Raw genomic sequence first — 15,539 nt, forward strand, 5'->3', positions numbered from 1 at the left:
GCCCAATTATTTATAGCATGCGAAAAGACGGGCCAGGCGCGCCCGACATCATTGGAGTATCTGTGGCAATCATGAAAAAGCTTCGCTTGGCAACGCTTGCGGCAGGTCTTGTCGCCGCGGCGTCTTTCCTGTCGGTTGCGCCCGTTCAGGCGCAGGCGCTGTCCAGCAATAGCGGCCAGACGGTCGACACCATTGCCGCAGTGGTCAACAACGGTGTCATCACGCGGCGCGAGCTCGACGACCGCATCGGCCTGATCACCCGCCGGCTGAACCAGCAGAACGCGCCGGTCCCGCCGATGGACCAGCTGCGCCAGCAGGTGCTCAACCAGATGGTGCTGGAACGCATCCAACTGCAGAAGGCGAAAGAAGACGGCATCAACATCGACGACGCCGCTGTGCAAAAAACGCTCGAGCGGCTCGCGCAGGCGAACAACCTGACACTCGACATGTACCGCGCGCGTATCGAGGCGCAAGGCGTGCCCTGGACCACCTTCACGAACGACGCCCGCACCGAGCTCACGCTCTCGCGTCTGCGTGAGAAGGAAGTGGACAGCAAGGTCACGGTGTCGGACGCCGAAGTCGCGAACTACATCGCCAGCCAGCGCGGACCGAACTCCGGTCTGACGAGCGATCTGCACTTTCAGCACATTTTCCTGAAGGCGCCGTTGAACGCCTCGGAAACCGACATCGAAGCCGCGCAGAAAAAGGCTCAGGCCCTGCTGACCGAAGCCAAGGGCGGCGCCAACTTCGAAAAGCTGGCGAAGTCGAATTCGCAAGCGCCGGATGCCTCGAAAGGCGGCGATACGGGTTTCGTGACGCCGTCCAAGCTGCCGCCTGAGTTCGTCAAGGCCGCCTCGGCGCTGCGTCCGGGTGAGGTCAGCCCGGATGTGATCCGCACCAACGACGGCTTCGAAATCGTGCGCCTCGTCGATCGTCGCGCGGGCCAGGGCGCCAGCTCCGACGCACCGAAGCTCGTACAGACGCACGTTCGCCACATTCTGCTGCGCGTCGGCGACGGCATGTCCGAGCCGCAAGCGCGTCAGAAACTGCTCGAAATCAAGAACCAGATCGCCGCAGGCGGCGACTTCGCGAAGTTCGCCCACACGTACTCGCAAGACGGTTCGTCGTCACAAGGCGGCGACCTCGGCTGGATCAGCCCGGGCGAGACGGTGCCGGAATTCGAGCGCGCCATGAACAACCTGCAGGACGGTCAGATCAGCGACCCGGTGCGCAGCGAATACGGCTATCACCTGATTCAGGTGCTGGCCCGCCGCGAATCGGAAGGTTCGGTTTCGCAGCAGATGGATCTGGCGCGTCAGGCAATCGGCCAGCGCAAGGCGGAACAGGCCTACGCCGACTGGTTGCGCGAACTGCGCGACACCGCCTACGTGGAAGTGAAGCCGCAGCTTACGAGCGTGCAATAAACGTCATGACAAGCGCCGCGCAGTCCACCAGCCTTCCGTTGCAGATCGCGATCACGACCGGCGAGCCTGCCGGCGTCGGTCCCGAGCTGACCGTGCAGGCGCTGGCGGGTGCGGCGGCGCATTGGCCCGGTGCCGAGTTCACGGTGCTGGGCGATGCGGATTTGCTGGCTGAGCGCTCGCGCGCGGTAGGCGTCGACTGGACTGCGCTGGTGGCGGACGGCAAGCGCGTACGGGTGCAGCATCGGCCGCTCGCCGCCCCCTCGTTGGCCGGCAAGCTGGACGCCGCCAACGGCCGCTACGTGCTCGATCTGCTCGACAGCGCGATCGACGGCGCCGTGGCCGGCACCTTCGACGCCATCGTTACAGCGCCGCTGCAAAAAAGCACCATCAACGATGCAGGTGTGCCGTTCACCGGGCACACGGAATACCTCGCCGAGCGCACGCACACGCCGCGCGTGGTGATGATGCTGGCCGGCACCGGCAAGCGTCCGTTGCGCGTTGCTCTCGCTACCACGCATCTGCCGCTCAAAGACGTGTCCGCCGCGCTGACGATCGAAGGTATCGTCGAGACGCTGCGCATCATCGATCACGATCTGCGCCACCACTTTGGCCTGCCTGCGCCGCGTATCCTCGTGACGGGGCTGAACCCGCACGCGGGCGAAAACGGTTATCTGGGCCGCGAGGAAATCGAGGTGATTTCTCCCGCTCTGAAACTCGCGAACGAGCAGGGCATCGACGCGCCTGGACCCTATCCGGCAGACACCTTGTTCCAGCCGCGTTATCTGGAACAGGCCGACTGCGTACTGGCGATGTTCCACGATCAGGGCCTGCCGGTGTTGAAGTACGCAACGTTCGGCGAAGGCATCAACATCACGCTCGGCTTGCCGATCATCCGCACTTCGGTCGATCACGGCACCGCGCTCGATCTGGCCGCCACCGGCCGCGCCGACTCGGGCAGTCTGATCGCCGCGATCGATACGGCGGTTTCGATGGCGCAACACCGCCGCGCGGGCTGAGCCAGCGATCGCGGCGCGGTTTGGTCCGCGCTTTTCTGGGTTTTCCGGGTGCCTGACGTTTGCGCGATCGTTGCGCAGTCGTTGCGTGTATTCCTGGTTTGTTCCTATTCTTAAGCAGTTCTCTTTATAGCGTTTCTTCGATGTCCACCAGTAGACAGCAACCGGGCCGGCACCAGGGCCATATCGCGCGCAAGCGTTTCGGACAGAATTTTCTGGTCGATACGGGCGTGATCGATTCGATCGTCGACGTGATCCGGCCGCAGCGCGGCGAGCGCATGGTCGAGATCGGGCCGGGGCTTGGCGCACTCACCGAACCGCTGATCGAGCGTCTGGCGACGCCCGAAGCGCCGTTGCACGCCGTCGAGCTGGATCGCGATCTGATCGGCCGCCTCAAGACCAAATTCGGCGGCCTGCTTGAGCTGCACGCGGGCGATGCGCTTGCGTTCGACTTCGGCACGCTGGCCGCACCGGGCGAGAAGGCGTCGCTGCGCATTGTCGGCAATCTGCCGTATAACATTTCGAGCCCGCTGCTGTTTCATCTGACCGCGTTCGCGGATCGCGTGATCGATCAGCACTTCATGCTGCAGAACGAAGTTGTCGAGCGCATGGTGGCGGAGCCGGGCACCAAGGCGTTCAGCCGCCTCTCGGTGATGCTGCAGTACCGCTACGTGATCGACAAACAACTCGACGTGCCGCCTGACGCATTCAACCCGCCGCCGAAGGTCGATTCGGCGATCGTGCGGATGATCCCGTACGAACTGCATGAACTGCCGGCCGTGGACGAGCGCGTGCTCGGCGAAGTAGTGACGGCGGCTTTCTCGCAGCGCCGCAAGATGTTGCGCAATACGCTGGCCGCGTTTCGTGATTCGGTGGATTTCGAGGCGCTCGGCTTCGATCTGCAACGCCGCGCCGAAGATGTGCCGGTGGCCGAATATGTGCGTGTGGCGCAGATCGTGGCGGCTTCGCCGTCGCGTGGCGCCGCGGCCGCAGCCGCGGAACCAGGGACTGACGCCGCGTGAGCGGCGCTGCATGGTCTCGAAGGAAGCGCGCTGCGTTCTGCAGCGCGCGTGAAACGCCCCACACCTCAAGCGGTTAAGCGGCGGCCCGCTTCGCCGGCAGATTGACCAGTGCGATGCCGGCCAGCACGAGCGCCGCGGCCATCAGAAAGCGCAGGCTGAACGACTCTCCGAGCAACAGCACGCCGAAGGTCACACCGAACAACGGCGTCAGGAACGAAAACACCGACAGGCGCGACGCAATGTAACGCGTCAACAGCCAGAACCACAGCAGATAGCTGACGAACGCCACGACCACCGCCTGGTACGCGAGGCTCATTACCGCCAGTGGCGTGACGGTTTCCACGCGGACCTGCCCGAGCCCCAGTGCGAGCGCGAGCAACACCACCGCCGATACCGTCAATTGATAGAACAACGTCTTGCTGGCGCTCGTGCAAGCGAGACGCGTGGCGCGCACCACCACCGTGGTCGCGGCCCATGTGATGCCGCCCAGCACGCCGAGCGCGTCGCCGGCAACGCCCTTCAGCGTCGAGCCCTGCGCTCCGTGGCCATGCAGGAAGCCGTCGGCGAACGCCAGCGCCATGCCGGCAAACGCCACCAGGATGCCGAGCCACTGAGTGCGCCGCATGCGCTCGCCGTCGACGAACCAGTGCAGCCCGAGTGCCGTGAAGCACGGCGCGGTGTACAGAAAAACCGCCATACGCGAAGCGCTGGTCAGCGTCAGGCCGAGAAAAATGCACACGAATTCCCCGGCGAACAGCACGCCCGCGAGCAAGCCTGCGCCCAATGTGCCGTCGTCGCGAAAGAGCGGCGTACCGCGCGAGCGCGCCCAGCCCCATACCAGCACGGCTGCGATCGTTGAGCGCAAACCCGCCTGGAATAACGGTGGCAGCGTCGCGTTGGTGCTCTTGATCGCGACTTGCTGGAGTCCCCAGATCGCGCACAGCCCGATCATTAGAAGGATGGCGAAGCTATCCAGGGTACGGCGCGTGGACAGGGCGGTGGTGCTCATGGGTTGTGCAGGGTCGCGATCATAAGTCATACGATATCAAAGCCGTCTGCCCCGTAATGTGATGACCCCATTGCCTACGCGTGCTTCTTTCAGGCTGCAAGCATTTCGATGACATAACAACACTTACTTCAGTCTATTTTCTTACAGCCCCTATTTCGCGCTAAGGTTCACCCACACGCATTTCGTCAGCTTATTCAAACAGTCTGAATTGGCTGTTGTGCGAGGTTCCGACGCGGACTTCGCATCCTGCCTGTCGATTTGCGCGGCCTCAGATGAACAGCGTGCCGGTACTTTGCAACAGGCGTGGCGGTGTCGAAATATCCGTGAAAAGCGGGAATCTGTATGAGGAGACGAAATGAAGCGTGTAAGCAGGTGGGCGATGGCGGTGGTGCCGGCAGCGCTGGCGTGTCAAATGGCGCATGCTCAATCGAGCGTGACGCTCTACGGCGTGATCGACGAAAGTGTGCGTTATCTGACCCACGCAAATCAGGCCGGCGAGTCGTCGATCGGGCTCGGTAACGGCGGCATGACGGAAAGCCGCTGGGGGATAAGGGGCGTCGAGGATCTGGGCGGTGGCTGGTCGACGTTCTTCAAGCTCGAAAACCGTTTCTACATGAATACCGGGCAAAGCGATCCCACCTTGCCGTTCTTCAATGAAGCGCAAGTGGGCGTGCGCTCGGATTCCCTTGGTCAGGTGATCTTCGGTCGTCAGTACAACGTGATGATCGAGGGTATTACGATCGGCGGCTACGGCAGCAATATCTGGATTCCGTACGATTTCAGCTTCCAGCCGGAAGTGACGATGACAGGCGGCATCTGGACCAGCAACCAGGTGCAGTATCAGGCGAAATATAACGGTTTCCATGTTGCTGCCGGCTATGCATTCGGCGGCAACGCGGGCAATTCGTACGGCAGCCAGATCGGCATGGCGCTGGCTTACGCGCCGGGTGGGCCGTTCACCTTCGGCGGCGCGTATCAGGAATCGAAAGATTCGGTCAACGGCGCGGCCGCGAAAGCGTGGACCTTCGGCGGGTCGTACACGTGGAACCTGACCCGGTTCTCCGTCGGCTATATCGTCGATCAGAATGACGCCGGCTTTTCGAATTTCGCCAACGGGCCGTTCACCGCGCCCGCGCTGGCCGCGCTCAAATACACGGACTTTTCGCGGCGCCGCATGATCATGGGCGGCATCACGCAGCAGATCAGCAACAAGTGGCACTTCGCCGCGAATGTCTGGCGCACGCTACAGGACGGCAAAACCGCCGCGCAGAACGGTTCGGCATGGCAGTACCAACTGGTCGCCGACTACAACTTGTCCCTGCGTACCGATGTCTATCTGGAAGGCGACTACTCGCTATACCGGGGCGACTTGATCGGCGCGCAGTTGCAGGGCGTCAACGGTATCGGGCTTGCGCAGAAGGGCAGCCAGATCGGCCTGATGGCCGGCATACGGCATCAGTTCTGAGCCCTTACCAACTCCAGCGCGCGCCTAGATTGCCTTCCACCGTGCTGCGGTGCTCGCCGTTCACATTCATGGTGTAGCTCGCGGTGGCGCCCGGTGTTGTGATCGTGCCGCGGTCGTATACGTGGGCGCCGTTGTTACCGCTTACGTCCAGTTCGGCGCTTGCATGCGCGTTCACCGTGCATGGTCAGGATGATGGGCGGCGTCGAGGCGGTGCGCGTTGCGTATGCCAGCACTTACCACGCGATAGAAGTGGCCCGCATCGACGCGTCAGCGTGCCGGCGGAGTACTGAAAACGGGTGCGCCGCTCCCTGCAGCGCAGCGTGATTCCGGGTACATTGTCGTTCTCGACATCACGCACCAGGGAGTACACGATGCGCCTGCTTCACACCATGCTCCGGGTCGGCGACCTGGACCGTTCGATTGCCTTCTACACCGAGTTGCTCGGTATGAAATTGCTGCGCCGCGACGACTATCCGGACGGTAAATTCACGCTGGCTTTCGTCGGCTATGAAGACGAACGTGACGGCACTGTTCTCGAACTCACGCACAACTGGGACACGCCGAAGTACGACCTCGGCTCCGGCTTTGGGCACCTAGCCGTCGAAGTCGCTGACGCATACGCCGCATGCGACAAGATCAAGGCCCAGGGCGGTAAGGTTGTCCGCGAAGCCGGCCCGATGAAACACGGCACCACCGTGATCGCTTTCGTCGAAGATCCGGACGGCTACAAGATCGAGTTCATCCAGAAGAAAAAGTGACGTAAGCGGCCGGGCGAGGACACGCAATGAATAACGGCAATCCCTACTTCAAAGAACTCGACGACATCCACGTCGAAATCCAGACTTTGTTCGACGGCTCCGCGGATCACGGCGCGCTGGATCGCATCATGGCGCGCTTCGCTCCGCAATTCACGCTGGTGATGCCGTCCGGTCTCGCACTGGACCACGCTGGGCTGCGCCAGATTTTCGCGAAGCTGAACGGCGCGCGTCCCGGCTCGCAGATCACGATTCGCGATATGGAGATCGTGTCCGAGTATCCGTCGGGTGCGGTGGTGAAATATCGTGAGTATCAGCGCGACAACACGGGCAATGCGAACGTGCGGCGCTCGACGGCGGTGATGGATCTCGACGCGCACGGCAAGGTGACGTGGCGTCACTTGCAGGAAACTTTCTGCACGGAGTGAGTGACAGGTTGTAGAAGGCTGGCGCTTCGTGTTGAGGCGCCGGCTTTAAGGCTTCATGGCCGAAGATAACCTGAATGCCTCAAAGCGTCGGTAGCAATTCCGGCGGATGCGACTTCAGCGTCTGCCGCGCTTCGCGGAATTCCGGAAAAATCGATTCGACAGTTTGCCAGAAGCGCGGACTGTGATTCATCTCTCGAAGATGTGCGAGCTCGTGCGCCACCACGTAATCGATAATCGACAGCGGGAAGTGAATGAGCCGCCAGTTGAGGCGGATTTTCCCATCGCTCGAACAACTGCCCCAACGCGTGGCCGCCGAAGAGAGCGCATACGCGCGATAGTTGACGCCCAGCTTTTCCGCATAGATTGCAAGGCGCTCGCCGAACAGGCGCTTTGCCTCACCTTGCAGCCAACCTTGCACGCGATCCTTGATCTGCTGCGGGTCCGCTTGCAACGGCAGCGGCACTTGCAGTGCGGCTTCATCCGCGTTGAACGCGAGCGTGCCTTGCGGCGAACCGAGTTTCACGCGCACCGGCTGGCCGAGATACGGCACTTCCGCACCATCTTTCCAGTCGACCTTGGGTAACGCGCGCTGTTCGACTCGCGTTTGCCATTCGATCAGCTTCGCAAAAATCCAGCGCTGCTTTTCGGTGATCGCGGTTTCGATATCCGCGAGCGTGACCCAACGTGGTGCGGTAATCATCAGGCCGGTGCTGTCGATCGCAAAGCCGATCGAGCGGCGCGCCGAGCGCTTGAGCGCATAGTGCAGCGTGCGTGAACCGATGGTGAGGCTGCGCAACTTGGTGCCGTCCGGTGCGAGTGGCACGGCCGGCTGCTGCCCGCTCTGCGAGCCCGTTGATGGTGCGGAGGGTGTGGGGGACGACGACGTCGACCCCGGCTCGGCGAAGAGCGGGAGATCGAGCTGCCGGTTATCGAGCGCCGCAGCGGGCTGCGACGTAGGAGACTTCTGCATCGGATTCGGCTTCGCGCAAATGCGCCTTCGAGGGCGCGGGCGCGTCAGATTGGTGCGGCGGCGGAGCTGCTATCCGCCGCGCGGTACGCGGTAGGATCGATGCGGCGCATTTCAGCTTCGATCCACTGTTCGACGCGCGTGTTCACTTCATCGGGCGTGAGCCCCGTTGTGTCGATCGGCTTGCCGATCGACACTGTGACTATACCCGCATATTTGAGAAACGAGTTGCGCGGCCACAGGCGTCCTGCGTTGTGCGCGATCGGCACGACCGGCGCGCCGGTAGCAATCGCAAAACGCGCGCCGCCGGTTTTGTACTTGCCTTGCTTGCCGGTCGGCGTACGTGTGCCTTCCGGAAACATGATCACCCAGGCGCCTTCCGCCATGCGCTGCTTGCCTTGCTTGATGACCGATTCGAACGCGTACTTACCTTCCTTGCGGTCGATGTGGACCATCTTCAGCATGCCCAATGCCCAGCCGAAGAACGGCACGTAGAGCAGCTCGCGCTTGAACACGTAGCACAGCGGCCGCGGCATCAGCGCTGGAAACGCCAGCGTTTCCCAGGCCGATTGATGTTTCGACAGCAGCACGGCCGGACCGTTAGGCAGGTTCTCATAGCCCTCGATCCTGTAGCGGATGCCGTTCAGCCAACGCACCGTGTGAAGCGTGGCGCGGCACCAGCCGGCCGCCATCCAGTAGCGATTGTCGGCGCGCATGAACGGAAACGCGATGAAGCACGCGGTTGCGTACGGCACCGTGAACAGCACGAAGTAAATCAGCAGCAGCAAAGAACGGATGAAGCGCATCGGCGTGGTCAGTGAGGGTTGGGGACGCGCGCGGTGCGCGTCACTCGTGAGCGTCGGAAAGGAAGTCGAGTGCGAACGCGCGCAGGTCGTCGTGCACACGCGTGCCCTCGGGCAGGCCGCCCGCTGCGAGCGTCTTGCGGCCCTTGCCGGTTAGCACCAGGTGCGTCGGATGACCGAGCGAGGCGCCCGCTTGCAGGTCGCGCATCGCGTCGCCGACCACCGGCGTATGGTGCGGATCGACTTCGAAACGTTCGGCGATCATCTTCAACATGCCGGGCTTCGGTTTGCGGCATTCGCAGTGATCTTGCGCCGTGTGCGGGCAGAAGAACACGGCGTCGATGCGGCCGCCGACCGCCGCCGCCATGCGATGCATTTTCAGATGCATCGCATTGAGCGCGTTCATGTCGAAGAGGCCGCGGCCGATGCCCGACTGGTTGGTCGCGATCGCCACGCGATAACCCGCCTGGTTCAGCCGCGCGATCGCTTCGAGCGAACCGGGCAGGGCAACCCATTCGTCCGGCGACTTGATAAACGCGTCGGAATCGACGTTGATCACGCCGTCGCGGTCGAGGATCACCACTTTTTTGGTCGGCATGGCGCGGGGCTCAGGCGGCGAGTCGGGAAATGTCGGCGACGCAATTCATCTGCTGATGCAGTGCGCCGAGCAAGGCCAGACGGTTGGCGCGCAACGCCGGATCTTCGGCGTTGACCATCACGTCGTTGAAGAACGTGTCGACCGGTTCGCGCAACGCCGCGAGCGCGGTGAGTGCGCCCGTGTAGTCGCGTGCGGCGAGTTGCGTCTGCACACGCGGTGCAACCTGTTCGAGTTGCGCATGCAAAGCTTTTTCGGCTGCTTCAACGAGCAACGCGGCTTGCACGCTGCCGGTCACGGCGCTTTCCGATTTCTTCAGGATGTTCGAAATCCGCTTGTTGGCCGCCGCGAGCGAGGCCGCTTCCGGCAGCGCCGCGAATTCGCGCACCGCATCCAGACGCGCGACGATGTCGTCGAGGCGCGTGGGGTTCAGTGCCAGCACCGCATCGATTTCACCCGGTGCGTAGCCGCGTTCGCGCAGCAGACCGCGCAGGCGGTCCATGCTGAATTCGTAGATTGCTTGCGTCGAATCGGCGACGCCCGGCACGGCGGCAAATTGCGCATAGGCGGTGCGCAGCAGTTCGATCAGGTCGACCGGCAATTGCTTCTCGACCAGAATCCGCAGCACACCCAGCGCGTGACGGCGCAACGCGAACGGGTCTTTCTCGCCCGTGGGTTGCAGGCCGATGCCCCAGATGCCGACCAGTGTTTCGAGCTTGTCGGCGAGCGCGACGACGGTGCCGGTTGCCGTGGCCGGCAAGGCATCGCCGGAGAAACGCGGCTGATAGTGTTCCGAGCACGCGAGCGCAACTTCTTCCGGCTCGCCGTCGTGGCGCGCGTAGTACGTGCCCATCGTGCCTTGCAGCTCGGGGAATTCGCCGACCATATCGGTGATCAGGTCGGCCTTGGCGAGACGCGCGGCGCGTTTTGCCAGTGTCACATCTGCTCCGATCAGCGAGGCGATTGCACCCGCCAGCGCTTCGACGCGCTCGACGCGTTGCAGCGCCGAACCCAGCTTGTTGTGATACACGACGTTGGCGAGCAGCGGCACGCGATCGGCGAGCGGCTTCTTCTTGTCCTGCTCGAAGAAGAACTTTGCATCGGCCAGACGCGGACGCACCACACGCTCGTTGCCTTCGACGATATCGCCAGGCGTCTTCGTTTCGATGTTCGACACGATCAGGAAGCGCGAGCGCAGCTTGCCGTTCGCATCCGTCAATGCGAAGTATTTCTGGTTCGTCTGCATGGTCAGGATCAGGCATTCCTGCGGCACTTGCAGGAATTCGTCCTCGAAACGGCAGGCATAGACCACCGGCCATTCGACCAGCGAATTCACTTCATCCAGCAGCGATTCCGGCATCACGACCTGATCGCCGTCGGCTTGCGCGAACAGATGCGTGCGGATGGTTTCCTTGCGGTCGGCGAAATTCGCGACCACACGGCCCTTGTGCATCAGCGTCTCGGCGTACGAATCCGCGTGCTGGATCTGCACGAGGCCTTCGGACAGGAAACGATGGCCGAGCGTGGTGTCGTCGGCATCGACGCCCAGTGCTGTGACCGGCACGACCTGTTCGCCGTGCAAGGTGGTCAGGCGATGCACCGGACGCACGAACTGCACATTGGTGCCGTCAGGGCGTTGATACGTCATGACCTTCGGAATCGGCAGCTTGGCGAGCGTTTCGTCGAGCGCGCTTTGCAGGCCTTCGGCGAGCGTTGCGCCCGGCGCGGCGTAGCGCAGGAAGAACGCTTCGGCCTTACCGTCCTGCGCGCGCTCCAGGTCGTTCACCGAGAAATCGGGGACGCCGAGCGCGGCCAGTTTCTTGGCGAGCGGTGCGGTAGGCTGACCGTCTTTATCCAGCGCGACGGAAACCGGCAGCACTTTTTCGCGCACGTGTTTTTCCGGCGCGACCGAACGCACGTTCCTGATCGTGACGGCGAGACGGCGTGGTGTGGCGTAACGTTCGAACGACAGTTCGCCTTCGATCAGGTCGCGCGCCGCGAGGCGCTGCGCAATGCCTTCGGCGAACGCATCACCGAGACGCGCAAGCGCTTTCGGCGGCAGTTCTTCGGTCAGCAGCTCGACGAGCAGGGTAGCTTGATGGGGTTGAGTCATTTCTTGATGTTCTCGTCAGTCCGGATCGATCTTGCGTTCGATTTTCAGCGGCGGCGCCCACGCGGGCTTGGCGGCATCCTGTTCGTCGGTGGTCAGGCCGGGCACGCCGTGCACCGGATTGCCGAGCATCGGGAAACCGAGCTTTTCGCGCGAGTCGTAGTAAGCCTGTGCAACCAGACGCGACAGCGCACGAATCCGGCCGATATACGCCGCGCGTTCCGTGACGGAGATCGCGCCGCGGGCGTCCAGCAGGTTGAACGTGTGGCCGGCCTTCAGCACCAGTTCATAAGCGGGTAGCGCGATCTGCGCGTCGATCATGCGCTTGGCTTCCGCTTCGTAGCTGTTGAAGAACGTGAACAGCAGATCGACGTTCGCATGCTCGAAGTTGTAGGTCGACTGTTCGACTTCGTTCTGGTGGTACACGTCGCCGTACGTCAGGCGGCGCAGTTCCGGGCCGTTCGGGCCTTGCTCTTCCCACTCGGTCCAGACCAGGTCGTAGACGTTCTCGACCTTCTGCAGATACATCGCGAGACGCTCGAGACCGTAGGTGATTTCGCCCAGCACCGGCTTGCAATCCAGACCGCCGACCTGCTGGAAGTAGGTGAACTGGGTCACTTCCATACCGTTCAGCCACACTTCCCAGCCGAGCCCCCAGGCGCCGAGCGTGGGGTTTTCCCAGTCGTCTTCAACGAAACGCACGTCGTTCTGCTTCAGGTCGAAGCCGAGGGCTTCCAGCGAGCCGAGGTACAGGTCGAGGATGTTTTCCGGCGCCGGCTTCAGCACGACCTGGTACTGGTAGTAATGCTGCAGGCGGTTCGGGTTCTCGCCATAGCGGCCGTCTTTCGGGCGGCGCGACGGCTGCACATAGGCGGCTCGCCATGGTTCCGGACCGATTGCGCGCAGGAAAGTATGGACGTGGGACGTGCCCGCGCCGACTTCCATGTCGATCGGCTGGAGCAACGCGCAACCCTGCTTATCCCAGTAGGACTGCAGTGTCAGGATGATTTGCTGAAACGTGAGCATGAAGTGCCTTTCGGGCATAGGGCCGCGCCGCAAACGCCGGAGCGCGCGGGCTGGCCGTGGAGCGAAGTGCTAAACCGTAGATTTTAACGGAAAGGGAGGGGGGTGTCCGTTTTGCGGGGTCGGACGGCGACCGAAGTGTTCTTCAAACGAAAAAAGGCCGCTTCGGGCGGCCGATGGTCGTTTGTCTTGCCGGGGCGTGTGCCGTCCGCTAGCTGCTCAAACTCATCAACGCATGCGTGGCGGAATCCGTCACTTCGACAAACCCGTCAATCTCCATCTCCAGTTCCCGCGGAAGCGCGAGCATATTGCACGACACCAGGCGGCCGTAGATATTCTCCGATCGTCCAAAGAAGTTTCCGGAGTTGAAGAGCGGCGGCAAATGCCACCACAGTCTGTATTCCTGCGACCACAAGCACTCGATCAACGCCTGTGACCGATCGAGCCGGTCGTTCTCCACATAAATCACAGGCCGCGAGCGGGCGATGGTTTCTTGTGCGCCTAGCAGTGCGTTCAACTCGAACCCTTCCACATCGAGCTTCAGCAGTCCCACGGTATGCGAGCGCAATGCATCGTCCAGCCGCATGCACGGAACCGGGAGCGTATTCGCAGCAGCCTCGGTCTGCATCGACACACCGCCAAAGTTGCCCGGCGCGTCATAGTCGGGCTGAGCAAAATGCAGCGTTCCCGCCGTCGCCCCGCACGCATACGGCCAGGCCAGCACGTTACGCACACCGTTGGCCGCGAGATTCGCACAGAGGTTCTGAAAGATCACCGGCTGAGGCTCGAACGCGACGAGCACCTGGCGGCGCGCCTGCGCCTCGCGCGCCAGCATGATCGTATGCACGCCGATATTTGCGCCGACCTCCACGACGATGCCCGGCTGCACCAGCAACTGCCGCAACACGGCAGATTCGAGTTCGCTGCATTCACCGTATTCGATGAGCGCGCGGCCGAGATAGAAGTCGTTGGGATTGGCGAGCATCCAGCCGTGGCGGGTCTGGACGAGTTGCGTGTGTTCGCCAAGCGGCAGCGGAGGAGGAGGGGGCGTGACCATGGACATTGAGCGGGAAAAAGATCACGCAAATGTACGGTTCGCCGTTGTCCTTGTATATGAGACGAGCTCTTAAGGATTCTTATCTTTCTGCAAGAACTCGTCGTCAAAATCTAAGACTTATGCGGCGATCAGGCGGCGATCGGTTCACGAGCCAGTCGCCGCCCTAACTGCCTTACGTCGCAGCCAGTTCGACTTTCGGCGCAAACGAATCGCTTTGCGCCATAGGCCAATATTTTTCGTACAACGAGTAGCGATAGTTGCCGTTCAGCAGATCGTTCGGATCGAGATACTTCAATAGTTCCGACATCAGCCGCACCTCATGCGACGACACCCGCCGCACGATGTGATGCGCGCGCAGTTCTGCCGGATGCTTGAGCCCCGCCGCCTGAATGATTTCCTTCAGCGCATGCAGCGTGTTGTGATGGAAGTTGAACACGCGATCAGCCTTGTCCGGCACCACCAAAGCACGCTGACGCACCGGATCCTGCGTCGCGACGCCCGTCGGGCAACGGCCGGTGTGGCACGTTTGGGCCTGAATGCAGCCGACCGCGAACATGAAGCCGCGCGCCGCGTTGACCCAATCCGCGCCGATCGCGAGCGTCCTGGTGATATCGAACGCGGTAATCATCTTGCCGCTCGCGCCGATGCGGATACGCTGACGCAAGCCGATGCCGACCAGCGTGTTGTGCACCAGCAGCAAGCCTTCCTGCAACGGCACACCGACGTGATCGGTGAACTCGAGCGGCGCTGCGCCCGTGCCGCCTTCCGCGCCGTCGACCACGATAAAGTCCGGCAGAATCCCGGTCTCCAGCATCGCCTTCGCAATGCCGAAAAATTCCCACGGATGCCCGATGCACAGCTTGAACCCGGTCGGCTTGCCACCGGACAGTGTGCGCAAGCGGTCGACGAATTCGAGCAGGCCGCGCGGGGTCGAGAACTCGGAATGGGTGGCGGGCGAGATGCAATCGCGGCCCATCGGCACACCGCGCGTTTCCGCGATCTCCGGCGTGATTTTCGCGGCCGGCAGCACGCCGCCATGGCCGGGCTTCGCGCCTTGCGAGAGCTTCACCTCGATCATCTTCACTTGCGGCTCGGCAGCCTGCTTCGCGAACTTTTCCGCGCTGAAGGTGCCGTCGTCGTTACGGCAGCCGAAGTAACCCGAGGCGATTTCCCAGATGATGTCGCCACCATGTTCGCGGTGGTATTTCGACATCGAACCTTCGCCGGTGTCGTGCGCGAAGTTGCCTTTCTTCGCGCCGAGGTTCAGCGCCATGATCGCGTTCGCCGACAGCGAGCCGAAGCTCATCGCGGAGACGTTGAAGATCGACATCGAATAAGGCTTCGCGCGGTCCGGCCCGACGACGATACGGAAGTCGTGATTGTCGAGCGTGGTCGGCGCGAGCGAGTGGCTGATCCATTCGTGCGCGACGGCTTTGACGTCGAGCTCGGTGCCGTACGGGCGGCTGTCCACGTCGTTCTTCGCGCGTTGATAGACGATGCTGCGTTGCGCGCGCGAGAACGGTTTCTCGTCGGTGTCGTCTTCGACGAAATACTGGCGGATTTCCGGGCGGATGAATTCGAACAGGAAACGGAAGTGGCCCCACAGCGGATAGTTACGCAGAATTGCGTGATGCTGCTGCGTCAGATCGAACAGGCCGAGCGCGACGAGCGCCACCGGCACGATGATCCAGAACCACGAAATGTGCTGCGTCGCGCCAAGCAGCGCGCACGCTGCGAGCAGCACGACTGCGCACCACATCGCCAGATAACGTCGAGAAAACATGGGGACTCCAGTGCAGTGAGGATCGTCGCGGAGGGATCGTCAACGCTGTCGGCGCAAACGGAGTCTGCCGCGAGGGGAACGAACA

15 protein-coding genes are annotated in these 15,539 nt (G+C 62.4%); 6 read left to right on the top strand and 9 right to left on the bottom strand.

Translation table 11 applies throughout. The features are described 5' to 3' along the window. Positions 1–62: 62 nt before the first annotated feature. The 3 genes from R8871_RS20400 to rsmA all read left to right on the top strand — a co-directional run bounded on the left by R8871_RS20400 (position 63) and on the right by rsmA (position 3,459). On the top strand, positions 63–1,424 hold the full coding sequence (locus tag R8871_RS20400; RefSeq protein ID WP_175052083.1) for a peptidylprolyl isomerase: 1,362 nt from the start codon (positions 63–65) through the stop codon (positions 1,422–1,424). Between the two features lie 5 nt (positions 1,425–1,429). Further along, positions 1,430–2,440, top strand: coding sequence for a 4-hydroxythreonine-4-phosphate dehydrogenase PdxA (gene pdxA, locus R8871_RS20405; protein WP_175052084.1), 1,011 nt, complete (start codon positions 1,430–1,432; stop codon positions 2,438–2,440). 140 nt (positions 2,441–2,580) lie between these two features. Continuing rightward, positions 2,581–3,459 (top strand): 16S rRNA (adenine(1518)-N(6)/adenine(1519)-N(6))-dimethyltransferase RsmA, encoded by an 879-nt coding sequence (gene rsmA, locus R8871_RS20410; protein WP_175052085.1) that lies wholly within the window; start codon positions 2,581–2,583, stop codon positions 3,457–3,459. Positions 3,460–3,532: 73 nt separating this feature from the next. On the opposite strand, the gene R8871_RS20415 is transcribed toward rsmA, so the two are convergent. Next, complete coding sequence (locus tag R8871_RS20415; protein WP_175052086.1) at positions 3,533–4,468, bottom strand: DMT family transporter; 936 nt, start codon at positions 4,466–4,468, stop codon at positions 3,533–3,535. Between the two features lie 355 nt (positions 4,469–4,823). Here R8871_RS20415 and R8871_RS20420 point away from each other — a divergent pair, with 355 nt between their 5' ends. After that, complete coding sequence (locus R8871_RS20420) at positions 4,824–5,933, top strand: porin (RefSeq protein WP_175052087.1); 1,110 nt, start codon at positions 4,824–4,826, stop codon at positions 5,931–5,933. A gap of 4 nt (positions 5,934–5,937) precedes the next feature. Here the strand turns inward: R8871_RS20420 and R8871_RS20425 are convergent, their stop codons facing one another. Then, positions 5,938–6,108, bottom strand: coding sequence for a hypothetical protein (locus tag R8871_RS20425; RefSeq protein ID WP_175052088.1), 171 nt, complete (start codon positions 6,106–6,108; stop codon positions 5,938–5,940). 196 nt (positions 6,109–6,304) lie between these two features. Here R8871_RS20425 and gloA point away from each other — a divergent pair, with 196 nt between their 5' ends. Together gloA and R8871_RS20435 are read left to right on the top strand one after the other, a co-directional pair. After that, the gene (gloA, locus tag R8871_RS20430; RefSeq protein WP_175052089.1) at positions 6,305–6,691 is read left to right on the top strand and encodes a lactoylglutathione lyase; all 387 of its coding nucleotides are present in this window, start codon (positions 6,305–6,307) and stop codon (positions 6,689–6,691) included. A 26-nt stretch (positions 6,692–6,717) separates the two neighbouring features. Next, positions 6,718–7,116 carry a hypothetical protein gene (locus tag R8871_RS20435; RefSeq protein ID WP_175052090.1) on the top strand — a complete coding sequence of 133 codons (399 nt, stop codon included), beginning with the start codon at positions 6,718–6,720 and terminating at the stop codon, positions 7,114–7,116. 79 nt (positions 7,117–7,195) lie between these two features. Here the strand turns inward: R8871_RS20435 and R8871_RS20440 are convergent, their stop codons facing one another. The 7 genes from R8871_RS20440 to R8871_RS20470 all read right to left on the bottom strand — a co-directional run bounded on the left by R8871_RS20440 (position 7,196) and on the right by R8871_RS20470 (position 15,454). Then, positions 7,196–8,086 carry a M48 family metallopeptidase gene (locus R8871_RS20440; protein ID WP_175052091.1) on the bottom strand — a complete coding sequence of 297 codons (891 nt, stop codon included), beginning with the start codon at positions 8,084–8,086 and terminating at the stop codon, positions 7,196–7,198. 44 nt (positions 8,087–8,130) lie between these two features. Further along, a complete protein-coding gene (locus tag R8871_RS20445) occupies positions 8,131–8,889 on the bottom strand; it encodes a lysophospholipid acyltransferase family protein (RefSeq protein WP_175052092.1) in 759 nt (252 codons plus the stop codon). Between the two features lie 40 nt (positions 8,890–8,929). After that, positions 8,930–9,484, bottom strand: a complete 555-nt coding sequence (gene gmhB, locus R8871_RS20450) for a D-glycero-beta-D-manno-heptose 1,7-bisphosphate 7-phosphatase (protein ID WP_175052093.1) — start codon at positions 9,482–9,484, stop codon at positions 8,930–8,932. 10 nt (positions 9,485–9,494) lie between these two features. Further along, positions 9,495–11,594, bottom strand: coding sequence for a glycine--tRNA ligase subunit beta (gene glyS, locus R8871_RS20455; protein ID WP_175052094.1), 2,100 nt, complete (start codon positions 11,592–11,594; stop codon positions 9,495–9,497). A gap of 15 nt (positions 11,595–11,609) precedes the next feature. Continuing rightward, positions 11,610–12,617 carry a glycine--tRNA ligase subunit alpha gene (gene glyQ, locus R8871_RS20460; protein WP_175052095.1) on the bottom strand — a complete coding sequence of 336 codons (1,008 nt, stop codon included), beginning with the start codon at positions 12,615–12,617 and terminating at the stop codon, positions 11,610–11,612. A gap of 208 nt (positions 12,618–12,825) precedes the next feature. Further along, positions 12,826–13,671: an FkbM family methyltransferase gene (locus tag R8871_RS20465; RefSeq protein ID WP_246287630.1), complete on the bottom strand. Its 846-nt coding sequence runs from the start codon at positions 13,669–13,671 to the stop codon at positions 12,826–12,828. 172 nt (positions 13,672–13,843) lie between these two features. Continuing rightward, a complete protein-coding gene (locus R8871_RS20470) occupies positions 13,844–15,454 on the bottom strand; it encodes an FMN-binding glutamate synthase family protein (protein WP_175052096.1) in 1,611 nt (536 codons plus the stop codon). Positions 15,455–15,539 lie beyond the last annotated feature (85 nt).

This window comes from Paraburkholderia sediminicola, from assembly GCF_902859805.1.
GTDB lineage: Bacteria > Pseudomonadota > Gammaproteobacteria > Burkholderiales > Burkholderiaceae > Paraburkholderia > Paraburkholderia sediminicola.

Excerpts from the sequence above, each read along its gene's own strand:
- R8871_RS20415 (WP_175052086.1), bottom strand. The coding sequence starts at position 4,468 with ATGAGCACCACCGCCCTGTCCACGCGCCGTACCCTGGATAGCTTCGCC.
- gloA (WP_175052089.1), top strand. The coding sequence starts at position 6,305 with ATGCGCCTGCTTCACACCATGCTCCGGGTCGGCGACCTGGACCGTTCG.
- glyQ (WP_175052095.1), bottom strand. The coding sequence starts at position 12,617 with ATGCTCACGTTTCAGCAAATCATCCTGACACTGCAGTCCTACTGGGAT.
- glyS (WP_175052094.1), bottom strand. The coding sequence starts at position 11,594 with ATGACTCAACCCCATCAAGCTACCCTGCTCGTCGAGCTGCTGACCGAA.
- R8871_RS20470 (WP_175052096.1), bottom strand. The coding sequence starts at position 15,454 with ATGTTTTCTCGACGTTATCTGGCGATGTGGTGCGCAGTCGTGCTGCTC.
- rsmA (WP_175052085.1), top strand. The coding sequence starts at position 2,581 with ATGTCCACCAGTAGACAGCAACCGGGCCGGCACCAGGGCCATATCGCG.
- R8871_RS20440 (WP_175052091.1), bottom strand. The coding sequence starts at position 8,086 with ATGCAGAAGTCTCCTACGTCGCAGCCCGCTGCGGCGCTCGATAACCGG.
- R8871_RS20465 (WP_246287630.1), bottom strand. The coding sequence starts at position 13,671 with ATGGTCACGCCCCCTCCTCCTCCGCTGCCGCTTGGCGAACACACGCAA.
- R8871_RS20420 (WP_175052087.1), top strand. The coding sequence starts at position 4,824 with ATGAAGCGTGTAAGCAGGTGGGCGATGGCGGTGGTGCCGGCAGCGCTG.
- gmhB (WP_175052093.1), bottom strand. The coding sequence starts at position 9,484 with ATGCCGACCAAAAAAGTGGTGATCCTCGACCGCGACGGCGTGATCAAC.
- R8871_RS20435 (WP_175052090.1), top strand. The coding sequence starts at position 6,718 with ATGAATAACGGCAATCCCTACTTCAAAGAACTCGACGACATCCACGTC.
- pdxA (WP_175052084.1), top strand. The coding sequence starts at position 1,430 with ATGACAAGCGCCGCGCAGTCCACCAGCCTTCCGTTGCAGATCGCGATC.
- R8871_RS20445 (WP_175052092.1), bottom strand. The coding sequence starts at position 8,889 with ATGCGCTTCATCCGTTCTTTGCTGCTGCTGATTTACTTCGTGCTGTTC.